The sequence below is a fragment of the Prosthecobacter sp. genome, assembly GCF_014879935.1.
Classification (GTDB): domain Bacteria; phylum Verrucomicrobiota; class Verrucomicrobiia; order Verrucomicrobiales; family Verrucomicrobiaceae; genus Prosthecobacter.
Genome location: NZ_JACSRD010000231.1, coordinates 1 through 20,499, shown reverse-complemented (window position 1 = coordinate 20,499; position 20,499 = coordinate 1). Strand labels below are relative to the sequence as shown.

Below are 20,499 nucleotides of genomic sequence, written 5' to 3'. Positions count from 1 at the left end.
GATTCGTCATTCGTCATTCGTCATTCGTCATTCGTCATTCGGCCCACCCCTTGACCTTCCCACACTCCACCCTTAGCGCTCCGCCTTCCGCTCAATGATCTCCTGGTTCGCCCGCAACTCCGTCGCCGCCAATCTGCTCATGATCGCCGTCATGGGGCTGGGCATCTGGACGCTCTGGACCGGCCGCATCCCGCTGGAGGTGTTTCCGGACATGCCGTCACGGTACATTTCCGTCAACGTGCCCTACCCGGGCGCCACGCCGGAGGAAGTCGAGGAAACCATCATCCTGCGCATCGAGGAGGCCATCCAGCAGGTCACCGGCATCAAGCGCATCGTCTCCACCGCATCCTCCAGCGGCGGAAACGTCATGATGGAGATCAACGACGCCGACCAGGCCCGCGAGATCATCGATGACATCAAGATCCGCATCGATTCCATCCCCAACTTCCCCGCGCTGGCCGAGCGCCCGATCATCCAGCACGATGACCACCTCAATTCCGTCATCAGCGTCATCCTGGCCGCCGACATGGCCGAACGCGACCTCCGCCGCCTCGGCGAGCAGGTGCGGGATGAAATCTCCGCGCTGCCCGGCATCTCCCACGCCAATCTCACCGGCGTCCGGGAATATGAGATCGCCATCGAGATCCCCGAGGCCAGGCTGCGCAAATACGGCCTCACGCTCGATCAAATCAGCACCGCCATCCGCACCAGCGCCATCGATCTTCCCGCCGGGGTGGTGCAGACCGAGGCGGGTGATGTCTCCATCCGCACCCGCGGCCGTGCCTACAGCGGCGAGGACTACGGCCGCGTCGTCGTCCTCACTCGTCCCGACGGCACGAAGCTCACGCTCGGCGAGATCGCGAAGATCAGCGACGGCTTCAACGAGAACCCGCTCATCTCCCGCCTCGATGGCAAGCGCTGCGTCACCATCACCGTCATGCGTGAGGGCAGCCAGAACGCCATCACCATCGCCGAGGCCGTGAAGGCCTACATCCTGGAGAAAAACCAGCGCTTTCCCGACGGCGTCCGCCTCGAGTTCTGGAACGACCGCTCCAAGATCGTCAAAGGCCGCATCAGCCTCCTGCTGCAGAACGCCCGCAGCAGTCTTATCCTCGTCTTCATCTGCGTCGGCCTGTTTCTGCGGCTGGATGCCGTCTTCTGGGTCGCCGTGGGCATGGTCATGGCCTTCCTCGGCGCCTTCGCCTTGATGCCCGTGTTCGATCTCTCGATCAATCTGTCCTCCGTCTTCGGCTTCATCCTCGTGCTCGGCATCGTGGTGGATGACGCCATCGTCACCTCCGAGCAGGTGGACACCATGCGGCAGGAGGGACTCCCGCCGCTGGAGGCGGCCATTGAAGGCACCCGCCGCCTCGCCGCGCCCATCACCTTCGGCGTGCTCACCACCATCGTCGCCTTCATGCCCATGGCCTTCGGCTTCGGCGACTTCGGCGTCATGTTCCAGCCGATCTCCATCGTTTTCATCTGCGTCATGCTGCTGGCGCTGATGGAGACAAAGCTGATCCTGCCCAGCCATCTCGCGCATCGCACGCCGCTCATCAGCCGCGCGGCCGACGTGCTCGACCCGATCCACCGCTTCTCGGAGCGCCAGCTCGCACGGTTTGTGGACCTCGCGTACCGGCCCTCGCTGCGGTTCTGCCTCAAAAACCGCTACAGTGTGCTCGCGGCCGTGTTTGGCGGCCTCGGCATCCTGTTCGCCATCTTTTTCAGCGACCGCATCGCCACCACCTTCTTCCCCCGCGTCGCCAGCGAGCGCATCGAGTGCCGCCTCACCATGCTCGATGGCACGCCGTTTGAAGTCACCGACGGCCACATCTCCCGCATCTACGAGATCGCCGAGCAGATGCGCAAAGAATACGTCGGCCCGGATGGCAAGCCGGTCGTCCGCAGCATCATTGCCAATTCCGGCATGACCGGCAGCTCACGCGGCTCCTCCGGCGGCAGCGGCACGCATCGTGGCGAGGTGATCATGGAGACCTACGGCCCGGAGGAGCGCTCCCTCCAGGTCAGCACCGTGGACATGGCCGCCGAATGGCGGAAACGCATCGGCACCATCGTCGGCGCCGAGGAGATGACCTTCCGCGCCGAGATCATGCGCAGCGGTGATCCCATCGACATCCAGCTCACCGGCACCGATCCGAACGAGCTCCTCGCCATGTCCGATCAGATCAAGGCCAACCTCAACACCATCGCGGGCGTGTTTGATGTCTCCGACAGCCTCGACTCCGGCCGCAACGAGATTCAGCTCCGTCTCAAGCCCGAGGCACAGCAGTTTGGCCTCACCGTGAATGATCTCGCCCGTCAAATCCGCACCGTTTTCTTCGGCGATGAAGTCCAGCGCATCCAGCGCGGCCGCAACGAGGTCAAAGTGATGCTGCGTTACCCGAAAGCCGACCGCAAATCGCTCGCCACGCTCGAAACCCTCCGCGTCCGCACCACCAGCGGCCTGGAAATCCCCTTCGCACGCGTCGCCGAGGCGAAAGTGGGCAAGAGCTTCACCTCCATCAAGCGCGTGGACCGCCGCCGCGCCCTGAACATCACCGCCGACGTCAACAAGGCCACGACCAATCCCACCGTCGTGCGTGAGAGCGTGCGTCCGTTCATCGACAAGCTGCTCACCGATCACTCGCACATCGCCTGGAGCTTTGAGGGCGAGGCCCGTTCCGAGCGTGAAAGCACCGCCGCGTTCTGGCTCTCCTTCGTGCTCGTGATGTTCGGCCTCTACGCCCTCATCGCCATTCCGCTGAAGAGCTACCTGCAGCCGCTGATCGTGCTCATATTGATCCCGTTCGGCGTCGTCGGTGCCACGCTCGGCCATGTCTTCCACGACATGCCGCTCAGCCTCATGAGCCTCTGCGGCATCCTGGCGGTTTCCGGCGTCATCGTGAACGACACGCTCGTGCTCGTCGATCGCATCAACGAACTGCGCGAGGAAACCGGCGACATGGCCCACTCCGTGACCGAGGGCGGCGCCTCACGTTTCCGCGCCATCTTTTTGACGCAGATCACCACCTTCGTCGGCCTGATGCCTCTCATCTTCAATTTCGGCCCCTTCGTGGACAGCTCCCCGCCGCTGATCAAACAGATCCTCGAATGGATCTTCGGCGACAACCGCACCGCGCAGGCCACCAGCGCGCAGTTCCTCACCCCGATGTCCGTCGCGATGGGCTACGGCAGCCTGTTTGCCACCGTCGTCACGCTCTACCTCGTGCCCATGTGCTACATGGCGCTGGAGGACATCCTCAGGCTGGTCACTCGGGGTTTGCGGCTGCTGCGCATCAAGGAAATGCCGCCCGTTGCCGAGGCAGCGTGATGCTTGCCCTCACAGTGACAGCATCATCACGCACATGATGCCATTGTTCAGCGCGTGGGCCGTCATCGGCGCGATCAAGCTGCGCCGCCACAGCCGCAGCATCGAAAACGCCGCCGCCAGCGCCATGATCGCCGGCACTCCAGCCCATCCCTGCGGATGAATCACCGCAAACACGAACGCGCTGATCACGATGCCCAGGAACCAGCGTATCCAGGCCGACAAACCGGGAAACAACAGCCCGCGGAAGGTGATCTCCTCCGTCACCGGCGCCCACACCACGGCCAGCATGAACGCGCCGAACTTCGCCCACGCATCACCCGCGAAGATCTCCACGATCGGATGCGATGGGAAGTCTCCGGTGAGTTTCATGATCCACGACGCAGCCATGATCCCGACGATCAGCAGCGGTAGCGCCGTGATCCAGCCCAGCATCCCGGCCCCGATCTCGCGAAACACGCCCTCACCACGGTGCAGCCCCAGGGTTTCCCGCCACGTCACACGGTCCATGCCGCGCAGGCGCGGCCAGAACACGCCGATGATCAAGGACAGCGACGCCACCGCATAGACGATCCAGGGCGGAAAGGTCACCGGCAGTTCGCGCAACAGTCGCGGCAGCAGCAGGAACAGCGTCAGGTAGATCGCGAAGGCCTCCACCAGCACGCCGCCTTGCCCGCGTGGCGGCCGTGCCAGGGTGAAACGCAGTTGTCCCTTCCGCCAGCGCACGATCGCCAGCACCAGCAGCACCACGCCCGCCACCGCGGCCAGCATGCCCAGCGACACCGCGCCCATCATCGTGAGCGCCGTGCCCAAGGCCTGCTGCTGCACCTGCAGCCGCACGGGATCTTTTTCCTCCAGCGTCCGGGCCTGTGCCAGCCGCGCCATCCAGCCGTGGCGTTTGAGAAATCGCTTCCATCCCGCCTCGTCCGGAGCTGCCGTGCCGCTCTCCAGCTTCCGCAGCGTCTCCACATCCGCGCGCAGGTCCTCGTTTTTCGCCGCCAGCCTCGTCAGATCCTCCTCCGCAGGCGGTTTCCCGCTCATCCAGCTTTTCAGAATCACCAGACGAAGCTTGTCCGCTTCTTTGCGTGCCACGGTCCTGGCCTCCGCGGTCATTTGATCATTCAAAGCCTCGTTCCACTGGCCGGTCTGGCTCAGCAGGTTCTTCACCCCCACCGCATAGCGTGCCATCAGTTCAAAGATCCGGTTCGGCCGCACCTCCGTCTTGTCGCCAGCCTTCGGCACGGTCTGCACCCACACCACAAACACCGCGCAGACGGTGATCGCGATCACCGCCAGCAGGCTCCCCAGGCGTGGGAAACGACGCGGCGTCACGGCGGGCTTCGGTTCAGGCAGCGGCGGGGGCACGGCGGGCGTTTCCATGGTGAGGGTTCGCCGATCAAACACCACCTGGCCGCAAACACACGCATTATTCGGCCGGCCGTCGTCCGCTGTTTCGTTGCCCACGCCTGGAAATGCCGGACAGTTCCTCCCTTTTCCCTTCCGCTCATGCCCGACTGGCTTCGTCTTCTCCCCGATTCCGATCACCGTCTGCAGATGTCCCTGCGGCCCGGGGATGCGCGGCGTTTCTGGGCGCACTCAGCCGATGCCGCAGCCGTGCTGGCCGAACGTGCCCGTTGGATGACGGAAACGCCGGATCGTTATCTCCGGGTGCTGCCGGAAGGCGAAGAAGCCGTCACCGAGGCCATCGCCTTCATGCGGGCGCAGCAAGATCGCGCGGCCTGTCCGCCCGCGCAGGCGGCGGTGGAGCTCGAGCCTGACTGGATCGTGCTCGCCGGCGATGCGGAGCGTCTGTATCCCGTCATCGGCGGAGCGGTCATTTTTCCATCACGCTGGGCGCTCGCAGAAAAAATCGGCCGCCCATTGCACGAAGTCCACGCGCCTGTGCCCGGACTGCAAAGCAGCCTCGGCACGCAGATCAGCACCTTCCTGCAACGTCTCGGCCCGCACGCCGCGTGGGAGCGGGAAAACTGGGGCCTCAGCGCCGATCCCTCGCTCAATCATCATCCCGCCATCACGATCCGCCGTCTGGATGCGGATGCGACTCTCGAAACCACCTGGCTGCGCCTCGAACGCCAGTTCCTCACGCGACTTCCCGTCACCAACGCCCTCCTCTTCGGCATCCGCGTCACCAATCATCGGCTCGATCACCTCGCGGCGCTGCCAGCCGTCGCCACCCGACTCGCGCGTGCCCTGACCACCATGGCCGACGACGTCGCCCGCTACAAAGGCCTCCACGAGGCCCGGTCTTCACTCATTTCCGCGCTCGAATCTGTGAGTTGATCGCTCCGGTGCGCGTTGATGCTGCGCACATTTTCCAGCCACACCCATGCGCACCCTCGCCTTCCTTGCCCTCGCCACCGCCCTTTCCGCCCAGACACCGCGTCCCGGCGTGAACTACGATGAAGCCAAAGCCGGCGGCGATTCCCTGCCCGATCTCAAGCTCACCACAGCCGATGAGTGGACAAAAACTCGCCGCCCGGAGATCCTGAAGCTCTTTGAAGACCACGTCTTCGGCAAAACACCCGCCAACCTCGGCACGCCGAAGTTCGAAGTCACCGCCACGAAGAAAGACGCCCTCGGCGGACTCGCGACGCGCAAGTTCATCCACATCTCGCTGCCCGACCGTCCCGCCTGGCAGGGCATGGACGTGATGCTCTACCTCCCGAACGACGCCAAAGGCCCCGTCCCCTGCTTCTGCGGCCTCAGCTTCGGCGGCAATCATGCCGTGAGTAAAGAAACCGACATCCCGCTCAGCACCCGCTGGATGCGCGAGAGCAAGGAGAAGCACATCGTCGATCACAAGGCCACCGAGGCCACCCGCGGCACCGAAAGCAGCCGCTGGGCGCTCGAAATGATCCTGAAACGCGGCTTCGCCCTCGCCACCGCCTACTATGGCGACATTGAGCCCGACCACGCCGACGGCTGGAAGGACAGCCTGCGTGCCGCTGTGAGCAAGGACGGTGCGGACACCGTGTGGAAAGACGGCGAATGGGGTGCCATCGGAGCCTGGGCCTGGGGCCTCAGCCGCATCGCCGATTACCTGCAAACCGACGCCCAGGTCGATGGCAAACACCTCGCCGTCATCGGCCACTCACGCCTCGGCAAGACCTCCCTCTGGGCCGGGGCGCAGGACGAACGCTTCGGCTTCGTCATCTCCAACAACTCCGGCGAAGGCGGCGCCGCCCTCATGCGTCGCGACTTCGGCGAGACCACGGCCATCATCACCAAGGCCTTCCCCCATTGGTTCACCAAGACCTACACCCGCTACGCCGGAAACGCCGCCGCATGCCCCGTCGATGCCCACATGCTCATCGCCCTCGCCGCGCCACGTCCCATCTACATCGCCAGCGCGGTCGATGACCAGTGGGCCGATCCAAAGGGCGAGTTCCTCTCCGGCAAATTCGCCAGCCCCGTGTACGCCCTGTTTGGCAAGAAAGGCGTCGTCGCCCAGGAGCACCCCGCCATCGACCAGCCCGTCGGCGATTTCATCGGCTACCACATCCGCACCGGCAAACACGACGTCACCGACTTCGACTGGACGCAGTACCTCGACTTCGCCTCACGGCATTGGACCCGCTGAACAAACCCTCGCCATCCTCCCGCTACAGCTTATTCGGCACCACCTTCGTCCACGGACTCCAGGCACCGAGCGCGTGCTGCTGGATTTTGCGTTTCCAGATCTTGGTCATGCAGAAGGCGTATAGCGTGTCCTTGTCTTTGCCGCCGAGGGCGACTCCGGTGACGCGGCCGCGATCAGGGACGGTGAGAATGACCTGGGTGGGGCCGTCGTCGGCGCTGATTTGGATGCCGCTCTTGGTGGCGATGAATTGGCGGCCTTCTTGCGAGTAGCAGAGGCATTCCGCGCCGGCGTCGTCGTCCCAATCGTGGACGTGGAGGTGGAAGAAGCGCTCTTTGTGAATGAGCGAGCCGTCGTCGGCGGTTTGATAGCTGTAGGCCCATTTGGAGTGGCCTTCGCCGACGCTGAGGAGCCATTGATCGGGACGAAAGGCCATGCCAGTGGCGAAGTTGATGCCAGCATCGACCTGCTTCTTCTGGCCATCTTTGATGAGCCACACGCTGCCACCTTTGGTGGCCTTTTTTGCGTCGTTGTCGCTTACGTAGAGGCTGCCGTTCGGATGCGCGAGGATGCTGTGACCGGTGAGGCCTTCCAAAACGAGGCTCGACCGGCCGCTGGCGTCGTAGCGGAGGAGCTGGCCGGATTTCTCGGAGATGGTGTAAAGCGATCCATCGGCCGCGACGGTGACGCCGTGCGCGTTGCCGGTTTTTTCGGCGAAGACGCTGATTTGATCGTCGAGGCCGATTCTGTGGATTTTGTCGGCGGAGGTGTCGGCGAAGAAGATTTCGCCGTTGGGCGCGGTGGAAGGCCCGCGGGTGCTTTTGAAGCCTTCGGCGACGAGTTTCCAGTCCTCGCCGGGGATGAGGATCTCCTGCGCACGCGGGGCGCTGGGGCCTGCGCGGACTTTTTCGGGCCAGTTCTTCCACAGATAAGCCATCGCCTCCATCCAATGGTCGGCGTAGCCCGCGACGTGGCCGCCGTCGATGATGCGGAACTGGTAGTCGTAGCCGGAAAACTTCAGCGCCTTGTCCATTTCCTGATCGAGCAGGAACCAGTCGCCCGCCGCGTTTTCCATGTCACGTGTGCCGGTGGTCAAAAACGAGCGGATGGGCCGCGCCTCGAACTTTCGCACCATCGTGGGAAACTCATGCCCGCCGCGAAACGCGACCCAACTGCCGCTCGCCGCATACACGCGGCTGAAGGCCTCAGGTCGATGCCACGCGGCCGTGAAGGCCGTGATGCCACCGCTGCTGCCACCGGCGATGCAGCGGTCGTTGCCGCTGGTGCTCAGATTGAGCTGATACTGCTTCGCGACGAAGGGCAGCAACTCCTCGTCAAAGAAGCGCACGTTGTTGTCGTTGATGCCGTCGTATTCAAAGTCGCGATTCCGGCGGTCGGCGGTGCCTTTCATCGGCGCGGGCAACGTGCCGGGCCGCACGAAAACACCGACCATCACAGGGATCTCCTTCGTGGCGATCATGGTCTCCAAGGCGGTCTTTTCGCGCGGATTGAAACCATCGGTTTTCACATACACGCACGTAGGCTTGCTGGCGTCGTATTGCGCCGGGATGAAGACGGTGACCTCGCGCACGGTGCCGGGGAAGACTTTGCTCTGCGAGAAGATGAAGGTCTCGATGCGGCCCGGAAGGATGTCATCGGGCTTGATCGCGTGCGGTGTGTAGGTCGGGGCAGCAGCCGAGGACGGCTGCACCACATTGCTGCCGGCGAGCGGTCGCACGAACCAATGCAAATGCGAATCACCCTTCCGGTGCTGCCAGAGATCGACCTTCGCGCCGACTTCCTTTTTACCACCGAGATGATCGAGGCCCATTCCGGGCGCATGCTTCGGTTCGATGGCGTAGCTGCCATTGTCCTGCTTCGTGAGAGACCAAAGCTGCGCGTCGGATTTGTTGTCCTTCGCAAGCAGCACCTTCGTGCCGCTTGTCGTGCCTGCACCATCCACGGTGAGGGCGAGGCCGGGTTGCGAGGCGGGCATGAGCCACGCAAAACCATCTCCACGCGGCTGGATGATCCATTTTTGATTCGCTGCGTTGCTCGGCTTGTTGATGGACACGATGTCGCCTTCCTTTGAGTCGCCGACGACCTCCAAAACGAAGTCGGGAGCACTGACCGGCACGATCTGGTAGGAGCCCCAGTCTTCGGCGAAGGCGGTGGTGGTGAGGAGAAGCAACAAAGGGGCGAGGAGTTTCATGGAAAGTAGTGCTGAGCTTTAGCTCGCGCAGGTCGGGTGGGTGAAAGGTGTTCGAGCGAGGTGGGGATAACGCTGGCGTGTCGGCCTTCTATGCGGTCACGCGCTAAAGCGCATGACTACTTTGGCGCAGCTCAGCGCCGAATCCGACGATGAAGCCTGTTTTGAGGCCTGCTTTCGCTGGATTCTCGGAAATGTATCGGCGGAAGTGCTCCAACTGGGCCTCGCTACGAACAATGTGATCGAACGGCTCGCGCTGCCAAAGTGAGCCTCGGCGTCGAAGAAGTTGATTGATGTCGTGAGCGCTGCCGCCTTTCCAATGACGCAGGATTTCGCCCAGAGTGACTTTTTCGGCAGGTTCGATCAAGGCATGGAGATGATTCGGCATCACGCACCAGGCATCGAGATGGTAAGCTTTGTTGTGTCCGGCGAGCAAACGAGCGACCAGAAGATCGGCGGAGGCTTTCATGGCGAGCGCGCAGTCACCATGGCCTGCATCCAGCAAATCGTGAAACTTGGCCGTAAACTCGCGGTGATAGGCTTTTCTTTGCTCGTCCGTCAGGTGGTCGAGTTCGTCTGGTCCTGCGAGTTGGTGCGATTGCAGCCAAGTATCGCGTTTGCGCTGCCATTCGGCGGCGAGCTTGGAAGGAATGGAGTCAGCGAGCCGAGTGGTGACGAAGTAAGTGGTGCCCCACTGCCGCCAATGCGGCAGTTTTTGCCGATGAATGTGCGTCTCGGCATTGGGATCGAAAGGCTTGAATGACACTTGTGAGGGTAAAAGCCGTGGTGAGAGGCGCAAGCAAAGCAGTGCAGAGCTTTAGCTCGCACAGACGTGGGCTGGTCCTGAGGTGGGCGAGGTGATCAGACGATGCGGTGCCTTGGCGGCGCGCGGTGTTGTCACGCGCTAAAGCGCATGACTACTTTAGCGCTGACTCCGGCACGAGCTGGATCTCGACAGCAGCTCCTTTGAGATGCTTGTCGAAGAAGGCCTGCATGAGCTGGATGACGGCGGGTTTGCCGAAGGCGGGGCCGCCGTGGCCGGAGCCGGGGAGGGTTTGGAGCCAGACGGGCACGCTTTGGGCCTTCAGGGCGGCCTCAAGCTGCACGCTTTGCGCATAGGGCACGAGGGTGTCGCGCGTGCCGTGCAGGATGTGGAAGGGCGGGCTGTCTTTGCTGACGTAGTGCACGGGGCTCACGGCATCGGCTTTCGGTTTGTCGTCGAGCTTCGTGCCGATGAGCGACGAATACGGATCGCTCGGCGTGTTGAAGGCGAAGATGTTCTTCACGTTTTTGTCCTCGGCGGCCTGCTGCACGACGGTGCTGAAATCGGCGGGGCCAAAGATGTCGATCACGGCCTGCACGCGGTCGGATTGATCCAAATGGCCGCCGATGGGCGAAAAGGCCTTTTTGCCGCCGGAGGTGCCGACGAGCGCGGAGAGATGGCCTCCCGCGGAGCCGCCGACAGCACCGAGGTGATCGGTGTCGAAGTTGTATTGCTTCGCATGCGCCCTCAGCCAGCGGATGGCGGCCTGACAGTCCTGAATCTGCGCCGGGAAGATGGCTTTCTGGCTGAAACGATACTCCACACTCGCCACCGCATAGCCTTTGAGCACCATCGCGGCCACGGGACACGGGAATTTGTTTCCGCCACGCCAGCCGCCGCCGTGGATGTGCACTATTAGAGGCAGCGGTTTTTCACTCGGCTTCTCCGGCACGTAAATGTCGAGCTTTTGCGCCTCATCACCGCCTTCGATGTAAGCGATGTCCTTCTCCAGTTTGATGCCCGCGGGCAGTTGGGCGAGAAGACTGGTGGTGAGGAGGGTGAAAAGGAGAAGGAGCGGCTTCATGGTGCGCTGTTAACGCGTCCCCAAGCCGTAAACTTCAGCCCCAGTGCTGCGCGATCTTCTTCTTCAAGAACTCCACGCTCCGCGCGAGCTGCTCCATGCCATCGACGCCGTCTTCGATGCTGATCCAGCCATTGAAGCCTTTGCTTTTGAGCTCGGTGAAGATGGCGTCGTAGTCGTTGAGGCCTTTGCCGATCTCGCCGTGGCGGAGGCGTTTGGCGTAGCCTTGCGCACCGCCTTCTTCTTTGCGCAGGTCTTCGATGGTGCCTTCGGCGAGGTAGCGGTCGCTGGCGTGCATGGTGACGACGCGATGCGAGACGCGCTTCAGCAGCTCGATGGGGTCCTCACCGGCGAGGTAGGTGTTTGAGGGGTCGTAGTTCACGCCGAAGTTCGGGTGGTTCACAGCATCGACCAGTTTGCAGAAGACATCCATCTTCTGCGCGAACTCGGGATACTCCCAGAAGTCGTCCTTGTAGTGGTTTTCGATGATCAGCGTGATGCCGCGCTCCTGCGCATACGGCAGGCAGGCGTGGATGGAGTCGGCCGCGAGCTTCACACCCTCGTCGATGCTCAGCTCGGGCCTTCTTTGACCGCTGAGCACGCGGCAGTAGCTGCCACCGAGCGTGTGCGTCATGTCGATCCAGCGTTTCTGCTTCTCGATCTCCTTTTCGCGGAAGGCCTCATCGGGATGCGTGAAGTCAGGCGAGCAGCACATCATCGGGATGACCTTGCCGGTGTCTTCTACTTCCTTGCGAAAGCGCGGCCAGTTTTTCTCGTCGGCCATCTCCAGAAAGCCGGCATACCATTCCAGGCCCTGCACATCGAGCGTGGAGGCGAGCTTGATCCATTCGGAGACAGTCATCGTCCCTTCTTTGCAAAGGGCGACCATGAAGGCTTTCGGGAAGGCGGCGAGACGAGGCATGAGTTTGGAGTGGTGGAGTATTGAAATCACTTCGTCGGAATGGTACTCGCATCCTTCGGCGGATTGCGGCCGATGAAGGGGTGTTGTTCCAAATCGAAGACCTGGCCGCTGATGGGGCCGCATTCGTCGGCGAGGAGCCAGGCGGCGCAGGCGGCGATCTCGTCGGGCCAGAGGATGCGGCCGGCGGGGGCATAGACCTTTGGCAGATCGGCATACCAGTCGTCTTTGAGGCCGTGGGAACGCTTCCGTTTCGCTTCGTTTTCGGTGAGGACCCAGCCGGGGTTGATTTGATTCACGCGCACGCCGTCCTCGCGCATGAGCGTATCGCCCAGATTGCGCGTGAGGGTCATGAGCGCGCCTTTGGAGACGCTGTAGGGCATCAAATTCGGCTCGCCGCTCCACGCGTTGACGCTGCCGATGTTGATGACGCTGCCGCGTGCTTCACGCAGATGCGGCAAGGCGGCGCGGATGAGGAGATAAGGCACCACGCAGTTGATCTCGAGCATGCGGCGGAACCATTTGGCATCCGTATCGCGAATGTTGCCGAGGCCAACCTGCGCGGCGTTGTTCACCACGGCGTCGAGTTTGCCAAAGGCGCTCACGGCCTTCTCGACGAGCAATTGCGGCGCATCTTCCTCCGCGAGGTCTTTGAGCACGAGCACCGCCTTGTCCGCGCCGAGCTCCGCGAGCGTTTCCTGGCCCAAATCGGCCTCCAGGCCGTGGATGAGCACGCGTGCGCCCTCGGCGACACAACGCTTCGCGATGGCCTTTCCGATGCCGGTGACGCTGCCGGTGATGAGGATGACTTTGTTTTCGAGACGAGGATTCATGAGTCAGTAAAGGGACCGGCATTTCGTGTAGCGAGAGTTTCGCGAACGCGCTGGCCGTTGAGCATGGCGACGGAGATCTGCTCTTTCAAGCTCATCGCTGCGGCGACTCCGGCGGCCTCGCCCATCGCCATGGCGGTGACGGTGACGCGGGTGGATGCATGCGCACCACGCGTGGCACTGTGGCACCGGCCGGCGACGAGGAGGTTGCTGATCTTTTGCGGCACGAGCGAGCGATACGGGATGTCGTAAGGCCCGGGCTGGACCTTCTTGGGATCGAAGTCGTTCGCACTTCCGACGACAGTCTTGTTCGGATGCAGATCGAGATACCAGCAGCCGGTGGCGATGGCGTCGTCGAAGCGACACGCCTTCATGAGGTCGTCTTCGCTGAGGATGTGCTGGCCGAGGATGCGGCGCGATTCGCGCACGCCGATCCACGGATAGGCCTCGACGAAAAAGGAGTCTTTGAAGGCCGGCACGTCGCGCTTCCAGGCGCGGAACATCGCATGCGCATCGGCACGGCCCTGCATCTCGGCGCGGGAGAGATCGGCGGCGTCCGTCGGATTGGCGGGCACGCGCACGCCGTGGATGTAGATCTCGTCATCCGCATACATGAACATCACGCCGGGGCCGTAGAACTGCGGCAATTCGCCGCGTTCCTGCGCTTTGACGAGCGCCTCCCGGCAGAGCCTGCTGATGTCCGGCACCTTCTGCACGTGGCCGATGCGGAAATGCAGCGTGAGCGGCTGCACCTCGGCGTTTTGCTCGAACGGCGCACCCGCCCATGCGGCCACGTCGGCATCGCCGGAACAGTCGATGACGACTTTCGGCTTCACGGTGACGAGTCCGTCCTTGTTCGCGATCGTCACGCTCTCAATGTGGTCGCCGCTGCTGTGCGAATCGCAGATGAAGCTGTTGAAGAGCACGGTGAGGTTGTCCTTCTGCTCCTGGAACGAACGGTCGAGCAGCAGCTTGAACTCGAAGGTGTTCGGGATCGTCGGGTTGTGTTTCGCCACCGTCTGCGCATCCGGCGCGCACACGCCCGATTTCGACAGCAGTTCCAGCGCGATGCCGCGCACGACGATGCGCTTAGTGGTGATGTGTGCGATGCCGTCAAAGTAAGGCAGGCCGACACTCGTGATGATGCCACCGGCGAAGGGCGCCTTCTCGACGAGCAGGGTCTTCGCGCCCGCACGTGCCGCCGCCAGGGCCGCCGCGCTGCCGGCACAACCGCCGCCGCAGACGAGCACATCCGTTTCGATGACGCGGCGGCTTGCCGGCCTTGGTACGGCGGATTGAGCCTGCGCATGGACCAGGGAAGCGCTGACCGCTGTGATGGCCGACGCCTGGACAAAGCGGCGGCGTGTGGCGTGGGCGGATGTAGTCATGAAGAAGGGATCATAGCGAAGGACCGGTGGCTGCCGCCACGACAAAGAGTGTGCCAAATACGACGCCGAAGGCGTGGCTTGTTCGGTCGAATGACAACCAGCACAGCGCACGTTAACGTTAAGGAGTGTCGTCATCCATGCGTGTCTTTATCCCGTGTCTTTTGCTTCTCACCCTGTCAGCCAGCGCGGCGGCACCCAGCGTGAAGGAAGGACGTGGTCACTGGGCCTTTCAGCCGGTGGCGAATCCGCCGCCGCCAGCGGTGAAGAATGCGTCGTGGCCGCAGAACGACATCGATCGCTTCATTCTCGCGAAGCTGGAGGCGGCCGGATTGCAGCCATCACCCGCGGCGGATCGCGTGACATTGATCCGGCGTGTCACGCTCGACCTGACCGGCCTGCTGCCGGCACCGGAGGAGGTGGAGGCGTTTGTAAAGAATGAATCACCGCATGCCTATGAAGCGCTGATCGACTGCCTGCTGGCGAGCAAGCATTATGGCGAACGCTGGGGCCGCCACTGGCTGGATCTCGCACGCTACGCGGACACGAGCGGCTTTCACAACGACCTCGACCGCCCTTACGCGTGGAAGTATCGCGACTACGTCATCCGCAGCTTCAACGAGGACAAACCGTATGCGCGTTTCGTGCTGGAGCAGCTCGCGGGCGATGAAGTCGATGGCGCGGACGAGCAGTCGATCATCGCCACCGGTTTCTGCCGCAACGGGCCGAGCAACGACGACAACATGGGCAAAAACGCCGAGGCCATCGCGCAGTATCGCGCGGATCAGATGGACGACGTGATCTCGACGACCGGCAGCGTGTTCCTCGGGCTCACGATCGGCTGTGCCCGCTGTCACGATCACAAAACAGAGCCGTTGCTGTCACGTGACTACTACAGCCTCATGGCTGTCTTCAACGGAACCGAGCGCCTGGGCCTGCCGAAAGGTGCGAAGGACAGGAACGACAAGGACATCGCCGAAAAGCAGGACGTCATGGCCTTGATCGAAACGAAGCCCGACGTGCCCTCCACGCATGTCCTGCTGCGCGGTCTGGCGGCGAATCGCGGCGAGGAAGTGAAGCCGGCGGTGCCTGTCGTGTTGACGGGGAAGGCCGTGCCATTTCCAAAGCCGACGGGCAAGACATCGCTGCGCCGCCGCACCTACGCGGAGTGGATCATCTCGCCGCAGAATCCACTCACCTGGCGCGTGATGGTGAACCGCGTGTGGCAGCATCACTTCGGCGCGGGCATCGTCGCATCGCCCAGCAACTTCGGCGTCTCCGGCATGAAACCGACGCACCCCGAGCTGCTCGACTGGCTCACCATGCAATTCCTCGCGGACGGCGGAAAATTGAAGCCGTTGCACAAGTTGATGCTGCTTTCCGCGACGTATCGGCAGCAAAGCAAGGGCGATGCTCAAGGACAGGCCACAGATCCCTCCAACACGCTCCTCTGGCGCATGAACAAGCAGCGCATGGAAGCGGAGGTCATCCGCGACTGCATCCTCGCCGCCAGCGGCAGGCTCAATCCAAAACTCGGTGGTCCCGGCATCAAGCCGCGCATTCGTGCCGATCTGCTCGATGCGAGCCAGCGCAACAAGTGGCCGGTGCTCGAAAGCGAAACTGCCGAGCACTGGCGGCGCAGTGTTTACATCTATGTGAAGCGCCAGCTCCTCATGCCCGGCATGGAGCTCTTCGACGCGCCGACCACCACGGACAGTTGCGCTCTGCGGATGCAGAGCACCGTGCCCACGCAGGCGCTTGTGCTCATGAATGACGAGTTCGTCGAGGATCAGGCCGGATTCCTCGCACAACGGGCGAAAGCTGAAGCTGGGGACTCGCTCTCGTTGATCGTGGAGCGCCTCTTCATGCTCACGCTTTCGCGCAAACCGTCGCCGCCGCGTCTCCAGCAGGCGCTCGACTTTGTGAAATCGCGGCAGCCATCCAGCGACGAAACCACCGCCCTGCGCGACCTTTCCCACGTGCTGCTCAACAGCAGCGAGTTTGTTTACATCGAATGAAGCCTCCCCTCACCCGCCGCCACATCCTTCAGCAAGCCGGAGCCGGATTCGGCGGGCTGGCGCTGCAGTCGTTGCTCGGTGCGGACGGCTTGCTCGGCAGCACGAATCCGCTCGCGCCTCGTGCGCCGCATTTCGCACCGAAGGCGAAGTCGGTGATCTTCCTCTTCATGTATGGCGGACCGTCGCATGTCGATCTCTTCGATCCGAAGCCTGCGCTAGCGAAGTATCATGGCAAGCCGATCCCGGTCTGGAAAACGGAGGACGCCTTCATGGGCGGCAAAACGAAGAACGTGGCCATGCAGAGCCCGTATCGCTTTGCCAAGCAAGGCCAGGCCGGCATCGACATGGCGGAGGTTTATCCGAATCTGGCGCGGCATGCCGACAGCCTGTGCGTGATCCGCAGCATGCACGCGGAGAGCAACAACCACGGCCCCGCGCTCTTCCAGATGAACTCCGGCTTCATCCAGGCCGGACGCCCGAGCATGGGCTCGTGGGTGACGTATGGACTCGGCTCCGAAAGCGAAAACCTGCCCGCCTTTGTCGTGCTGCTGGACAAACTCGGCGCACCCGTGAATGGCGCGCTGAACTGGTCGAACGGCTTCATGCCCGCCGCGTATCAGGGCGTGCCCTTCCGCAGCAGTGGCGAGCCGATTGCGTATCTCACGCCCCCGAAAAATGTCTCGCGTTCGCAGCAGCGGGCACGACTCGATTTGCTCAAGCAATGGAACAGCGAGTTCGCCGCCGCGAATCCCGCCGAGTCGCAGCTCGCCGCCCGCATCAACACCTACGAACTGGCCTTCCGCATGCAGATGAGTGCCAGCGAGTGTACCGACCTCAGTCGCGAGCCGGAGAGCGTGCGGAAGATGTACGGCCTCGACAACGCGGTGACGGCCCACTTTGGTAAAAACTGCCTGCTCGCACGTCGCCTCGTCGAGCGCGGTGTGCGCTTCGTGCAGCTCTACAGCGGTGGCAACGAAGGCCCGAAGGCCTGGGACGCCCACGACGACCTCAAAAAGAACCACGACCTCCACTGCGCCGAGACCGACGGCCCCATCGCCGCGCTGCTCGATGATTTGAAGATCAGCGGCCTGCTCGAAACCACGCTCGTCGTGTGGGGCGGCGAGTTCGGCCGCTCGCCCGTCGCCGAGAACGGCAAGGGCCGCGATCATCATCCGAAAGGTTTCACCATGTGGATGGCCGGCGCCGGCATCAAAGGCGGCCAGATGTACGGCTCCACCGACGAGTTCGGCTACGCCGCCATCGAAAACCGCGTCTCCGTCCCCGATCTCCACGCCACGATGCTCCACCTGCTCGGCTTCGATCACGAACAACTCACCTACCGCTTCCAAGGCCGCGATTTTCGCCTCACGGATGTGAGCGGCGAGGTGGTGCGGGCGGTGCTGGCCTGACAATCCTACTCCGCCTCTGACTCCTACTCCGTCTCCGCCTCCTCCTCTTCCTCCCAGCCAGCGATGAGGCGAGTAGCATGAACTCGATCTTGAAAATCGCCCGCTCGAAACCAAACTCCGCATCATGGCCGCTACTCTGAACACTCTCCACGCCGATGGACGCATCGTCTTCTCCTTCCCGGAAGAGGCGCTGCCTCACAGCGAGCAGGTCAGCTTCGTTGCATTTGTCAAAGCCGAGTGGGCTGCGCGTCAGAGCCGCTTCACCCAGCAAGACGCGGAACGGCTCGCCAACGAGGTTGACGCCTCCTGGTGGTCGAAGAACAAGCAGCGCATCCTCTCCCAGATCGCGGCGGCATGAGCCGTTGCGTTGTCATTGATGCGAACCGCATTTTTTCGGAGCTGATTGCCGCGAATCATCAGCTCCGCCGGGCTTTCACTTCGCTGCCGAAGACCCGTTTTATCTGCCCGAAGTATGTCTTCGTCGAAATCTTCAAGCACAAGGAACGCATCGCCGATGCCAGCGGTCTCGCCGAGCCGGAGATGTTCTCCCTGCTGCACAGCATTCTCGAGCGGATCGAGTTCATCGACGAGGACAGCATTCGTCTGGGGAGCTGGGCGGAGGCATGGCGGCTTTGCCGGGATGTGGACGAGAACGACACCGCTTATGTCGCGCTGACTCTGGACCAGGATGCGGAGCTTTGGACCGGAGATCGAGTGCTGGAGGCCGGCTTGCGCAAAAAGGGTTTCACTAGCTTCTTTGTGCCGCCGCCTTGAGGCGGAGCTACGGGCGGGAAATGCCGACGAGTTCAGCTACGCCGCCGCCGAAAACCGCGTGTCTGTCCCCGGTCGGCTACGATGACGAACAAAGCATTCGCCGCTTCAAGAGCCGCCTCACGGATGTGAACCGCTTGGAAATTCTGCTTTCGGCTCGTGATGCTTCGCGCGTAGATTTCGGGCGTGCCTGCCCAGATCGAGCTCTACCAAGACAGTCCCGCCGCGCGTGCGGAGCTGGTGCCGTTTCTGCGGGAGCAGTTTCAAGGGAAAGGGGCCTGTGATGAAGCGCAGTGGCTGCGGCGGCTGGCGTTTTGGTGGGATTTGAATCCCGTTGCGGATGCGCACCCGTGTCGCGGGTGGCTGATGCGGGATGGTGGACGGATCGTGGGCTATTTGGGCGTGATTCCGACTTTATATGAAGATGGCGCCGGGAATCCGGTGCCGGCGCTGATCACCACTTCGTGGGCGGTCGCGGAGAGCTGCCGTCATGCGGCGTTGCCGATGGGGATGATGTTTCAGCGGCTTGGGCGTGATCTGGTGATGGTGGACACGACGCCGAGCCCGGAGGTGCAGAAGCTGCTCGATCGCTGGGGCTGGCTGCCGCACAAGGAGGTCTGTCGCAGTCTCATCGTGCGTGGTGCCGCTGGTGGCATGCTGGCGCGTGTGATGGGTTTTGAGCCGCCGTGTCTGGCCGCCGGGCGGCGGATCGTCACGGATGCGGCGCTGGTGTCCAGCGTGTGCCCGGCACGTCCGCGCTCGTGCATTCAAAAGCACATCACGCCGGCGTATCTGCGCTGGTATCTCCAGTCTCCGATGCGCGAGCATCATTTTGCAGGCGTGGTGGATGCCGCGGGCATGCTGACCTCCTGCCTGATGCTGACGCCGAGAAAACTGCGCGGTGTGCCGATGTGGAAGGTGGTGGACTGGTTCACCACGGAGAGCACGCATGACGAACTTCATGCTCTCGTGGCGTGGTGCATGCATCAAACACCTGCGAAGCGCGGCGCTTGGTGGCCTTTCATCAGTCTGCTGAGTTTTCCGGAAGAGGAGGTGTGGAACGGGCTGCCGCTGGCCTACACGCGTGATGAATTCCTCAGCCACTACCACTGGCTGCCGGCCGCGCTGAAGGGCACGCCGGTGCGTCCGGTGATGGCGGAGGGCGACTGGGGCCTATGAGACGAGCGCCAGCACGTCCGCCGGAGTGGCGAAGGAATCGACGGTGATTTTTTCATCGGGAATGGTGACGCCGAACTCCTGCTCGAGCGCCATGAGCAGGTCGATGGACTGGAGCGAGTCCAGACCGAGCTTGCCTAGCTCGGCATCCATCGGCAGGTCAGCGCCTGCGGGCAGCAGACGGAGAAAGGGGCGCAGGAGATTGAGGAGACGCTGTTCAGGGGGCATTGCGGAGGTGTTTTATCGAGAAATCCGGTCGTGACCATGACGAAGCTGCCAGACTTCGACTTCCGCGCCGTGCTCATGCGCCACCTCCACCGGCGGCGGATGGCTGAGAAAGGCGAGCAGGCTGGCGGTGATGCCGTAGGCACCCACATTCGGGATGCCGATGAGATCGCCGGGCTGCACAGGCGGGATCTTCAAACCGCGTGCCAGCGCATCCAGCGGCGTGCAGAGCGGTCCCACGAGGTCGGCGGTCATCACAGGCTCGGCGGAGACATCGCGGCTCAGATTGAAAACGGTCACGGCACCACGCGGCACGCGCCCGAGGCCCGCCATGCCGCCGAGGTGATGAATGCCGGTGTCGAGAATGACGAAAGTGCGTGTCGGGAAAGGTTTCAGGTCCAGCACACGCGCGATGAGCCAGCCACTGCTCGCGCAGAGCCAGCGGCCAGATTCGAACCACAGCTCCGCGCCGCGTCGCGCACCTGCCGTGGCCTGCCAGAGCGTGGTCAAGGCCTCACGCAGGCCCGTGAGCGCTGTGGGTGCGTGATCATTGGCATAGGGCCAGGGAAATCCGCCGCCGACATTGAAGATGCGGCACTCAAAGCCGAGCGCGGCCTCGATCCGCTCCGCGCACTCGAGCGCGCGGCGTGTGTTCGTCACCAGCGCGTCCACACCGGCCACCTGGGTGCCAAAGTAGATGTGAATGCCCGCCATTTTCAGCCTAGGCAGTGTTTTAAAACCTCTTGAGCGGCTGCATCCAATCGATGACAGCGGCGAAAGCGAGCAG

The 20,499-nt window shown here is 62.9% G+C and carries 16 protein-coding genes and 1 pseudogene; 8 read left to right on the top strand and 9 right to left on the bottom strand.

From position 1 onward, the window contains the following. Positions 1-94: 94 nt before the first annotated feature. Positions 95-3,331, top strand: a complete 3,237-nt coding sequence (locus IAE77_RS26845; RefSeq protein ID WP_294233565.1) for an efflux RND transporter permease subunit — start codon at positions 95-97, stop codon at positions 3,329-3,331. 9 nt (positions 3,332-3,340) lie between these two features. Here IAE77_RS26845 and IAE77_RS26840 read toward each other — a convergent pair whose 3' ends face one another. Continuing rightward, the gene (locus IAE77_RS26840) at positions 3,341-4,708 is read right to left on the bottom strand and encodes a CPBP family intramembrane glutamic endopeptidase (protein WP_294233562.1); all 1,368 of its coding nucleotides are present in this window, start codon (positions 4,706-4,708) and stop codon (positions 3,341-3,343) included. A gap of 126 nt (positions 4,709-4,834) precedes the next feature. Between IAE77_RS26840 and IAE77_RS26835 the strand changes: the two genes are divergently transcribed. Further along, complete coding sequence (locus IAE77_RS26835) at positions 4,835-5,629, top strand: heme-dependent oxidative N-demethylase subunit alpha family protein (protein WP_294233560.1); 795 nt, start codon at positions 4,835-4,837, stop codon at positions 5,627-5,629. A gap of 46 nt (positions 5,630-5,675) precedes the next feature. Continuing rightward, positions 5,676-6,929 (top strand): acetylxylan esterase, encoded by a 1,254-nt coding sequence (locus tag IAE77_RS26830; RefSeq protein WP_294233558.1) that lies wholly within the window; start codon positions 5,676-5,678, stop codon positions 6,927-6,929. A 22-nt stretch (positions 6,930-6,951) separates the two neighbouring features. On the opposite strand, the gene IAE77_RS26825 is transcribed toward IAE77_RS26830, so the two are convergent. The 6 genes from IAE77_RS26825 to IAE77_RS26800 form a co-directional block, all read right to left on the bottom strand. Further along, positions 6,952-9,138 (bottom strand): RICIN domain-containing protein, encoded by a 2,187-nt coding sequence (locus tag IAE77_RS26825; protein ID WP_294233556.1) that lies wholly within the window; start codon positions 9,136-9,138, stop codon positions 6,952-6,954. Positions 9,139-9,241: 103 nt separating this feature from the next. After that, positions 9,242-9,901 carry a transposase gene (locus tag IAE77_RS26820; RefSeq protein ID WP_294233554.1) on the bottom strand — a complete coding sequence of 220 codons (660 nt, stop codon included), beginning with the start codon at positions 9,899-9,901 and terminating at the stop codon, positions 9,242-9,244. A 151-nt stretch (positions 9,902-10,052) separates the two neighbouring features. Next, a complete protein-coding gene (locus tag IAE77_RS26815) occupies positions 10,053-10,982 on the bottom strand; it encodes an alpha/beta hydrolase (protein ID WP_294233551.1) in 930 nt (309 codons plus the stop codon). 34 nt (positions 10,983-11,016) lie between these two features. Next, positions 11,017-11,901 (bottom strand): sugar phosphate isomerase/epimerase family protein, encoded by an 885-nt coding sequence (locus IAE77_RS26810; protein WP_294233548.1) that lies wholly within the window; start codon positions 11,899-11,901, stop codon positions 11,017-11,019. A 26-nt stretch (positions 11,902-11,927) separates the two neighbouring features. Next, entirely contained in the window at positions 11,928-12,731 is an 804-nt protein-coding gene (locus IAE77_RS26805) for an SDR family oxidoreductase (protein WP_294233545.1), read from the bottom strand. Next, entirely contained in the window at positions 12,728-14,116 is a 1,389-nt protein-coding gene (locus IAE77_RS26800; protein WP_294233541.1) for an FAD-dependent oxidoreductase, read from the bottom strand. The genes IAE77_RS26805 and IAE77_RS26800 overlap by 4 nt, the downstream gene beginning before the upstream one ends. 137 nt (positions 14,117-14,253) lie before the next feature. On the opposite strand from IAE77_RS26800, the gene IAE77_RS26795 reads away from it, so the two are divergent. From IAE77_RS26795 to IAE77_RS26775, 5 genes are all read left to right on the top strand, one after another. Then, entirely contained in the window at positions 14,254-16,131 is a 1,878-nt protein-coding gene (locus IAE77_RS26795) for a DUF1549 and DUF1553 domain-containing protein (protein WP_294233538.1), read from the top strand. Next, complete coding sequence (locus tag IAE77_RS26790) at positions 16,128-17,540, top strand: DUF1501 domain-containing protein (protein WP_294233535.1); 1,413 nt, start codon at positions 16,128-16,130, stop codon at positions 17,538-17,540. The genes IAE77_RS26795 and IAE77_RS26790 overlap by 4 nt, the downstream gene beginning before the upstream one ends. A gap of 124 nt (positions 17,541-17,664) precedes the next feature. Next, entirely contained in the window at positions 17,665-17,898 is a 234-nt protein-coding gene (locus tag IAE77_RS26785) for a hypothetical protein (protein ID WP_294233533.1), read from the top strand. Further along, positions 17,895-18,314, top strand: coding sequence for a PIN domain-containing protein (locus IAE77_RS26780; RefSeq protein WP_294233531.1), 420 nt, complete (start codon positions 17,895-17,897; stop codon positions 18,312-18,314). Before IAE77_RS26785 ends, IAE77_RS26780 begins: the two co-directional genes overlap by 4 nt. Positions 18,315-18,497: 183 nt before the next feature. Continuing rightward, on the top strand, positions 18,498-19,490 hold the full coding sequence (locus tag IAE77_RS26775) for a hypothetical protein (protein WP_294233528.1): 993 nt from the start codon (positions 18,498-18,500) through the stop codon (positions 19,488-19,490). Here IAE77_RS26775 and IAE77_RS26770 read toward each other — a convergent pair. Beyond that, on the bottom strand, positions 19,485-19,715 hold the full coding sequence (locus IAE77_RS26770; protein ID WP_294233526.1) for an acyl carrier protein: 231 nt from the start codon (positions 19,713-19,715) through the stop codon (positions 19,485-19,487). The genes IAE77_RS26775 and IAE77_RS26770 overlap by 6 nt on opposite strands. A 12-nt stretch (positions 19,716-19,727) precedes the next feature. Further along, positions 19,728-20,499, bottom strand: a pseudogene (locus IAE77_RS26765) (hypothetical protein); the annotation flags it as partial.

What these genes read in the sequence shown, in the direction of transcription:
- IAE77_RS26845 (WP_294233565.1), top strand. Translation starts at nt 95, where the DNA reads ATGATCTCCTGGTTCGCCCGCAACTCCGTCGCCGCCAATCTGCTCATG.
- IAE77_RS26840 (WP_294233562.1), bottom strand. Translation starts at nt 4,708, where the DNA reads ATGGAAACGCCCGCCGTGCCCCCGCCGCTGCCTGAACCGAAGCCCGCC.
- IAE77_RS26835 (WP_294233560.1), top strand. Translation starts at nt 4,835, where the DNA reads ATGCCCGACTGGCTTCGTCTTCTCCCCGATTCCGATCACCGTCTGCAG.
- IAE77_RS26830 (WP_294233558.1), top strand. Translation starts at nt 5,676, where the DNA reads ATGCGCACCCTCGCCTTCCTTGCCCTCGCCACCGCCCTTTCCGCCCAG.
- IAE77_RS26825 (WP_294233556.1), bottom strand. Translation starts at nt 9,138, where the DNA reads ATGAAACTCCTCGCCCCTTTGTTGCTTCTCCTCACCACCACCGCCTTC.
- IAE77_RS26815 (WP_294233551.1), bottom strand. Translation starts at nt 10,982, where the DNA reads ATGAAGCCGCTCCTTCTCCTTTTCACCCTCCTCACCACCAGTCTTCTC.
- IAE77_RS26810 (WP_294233548.1), bottom strand. Translation starts at nt 11,901, where the DNA reads ATGCCTCGTCTCGCCGCCTTCCCGAAAGCCTTCATGGTCGCCCTTTGC.
- IAE77_RS26805 (WP_294233545.1), bottom strand. Translation starts at nt 12,731, where the DNA reads ATGAATCCTCGTCTCGAAAACAAAGTCATCCTCATCACCGGCAGCGTC.
- IAE77_RS26800 (WP_294233541.1), bottom strand. Translation starts at nt 14,116, where the DNA reads ATGACTACATCCGCCCACGCCACACGCCGCCGCTTTGTCCAGGCGTCG.
- IAE77_RS26795 (WP_294233538.1), top strand. Translation starts at nt 14,254, where the DNA reads ATGCGTGTCTTTATCCCGTGTCTTTTGCTTCTCACCCTGTCAGCCAGC.
- IAE77_RS26790 (WP_294233535.1), top strand. Translation starts at nt 16,128, where the DNA reads ATGAAGCCTCCCCTCACCCGCCGCCACATCCTTCAGCAAGCCGGAGCC.
- IAE77_RS26785 (WP_294233533.1), top strand. Translation starts at nt 17,665, where the DNA reads ATGGCCGCTACTCTGAACACTCTCCACGCCGATGGACGCATCGTCTTC.
- IAE77_RS26780 (WP_294233531.1), top strand. Translation starts at nt 17,895, where the DNA reads ATGAGCCGTTGCGTTGTCATTGATGCGAACCGCATTTTTTCGGAGCTG.
- IAE77_RS26770 (WP_294233526.1), bottom strand. Translation starts at nt 19,715, where the DNA reads ATGCCCCCTGAACAGCGTCTCCTCAATCTCCTGCGCCCCTTTCTCCGT.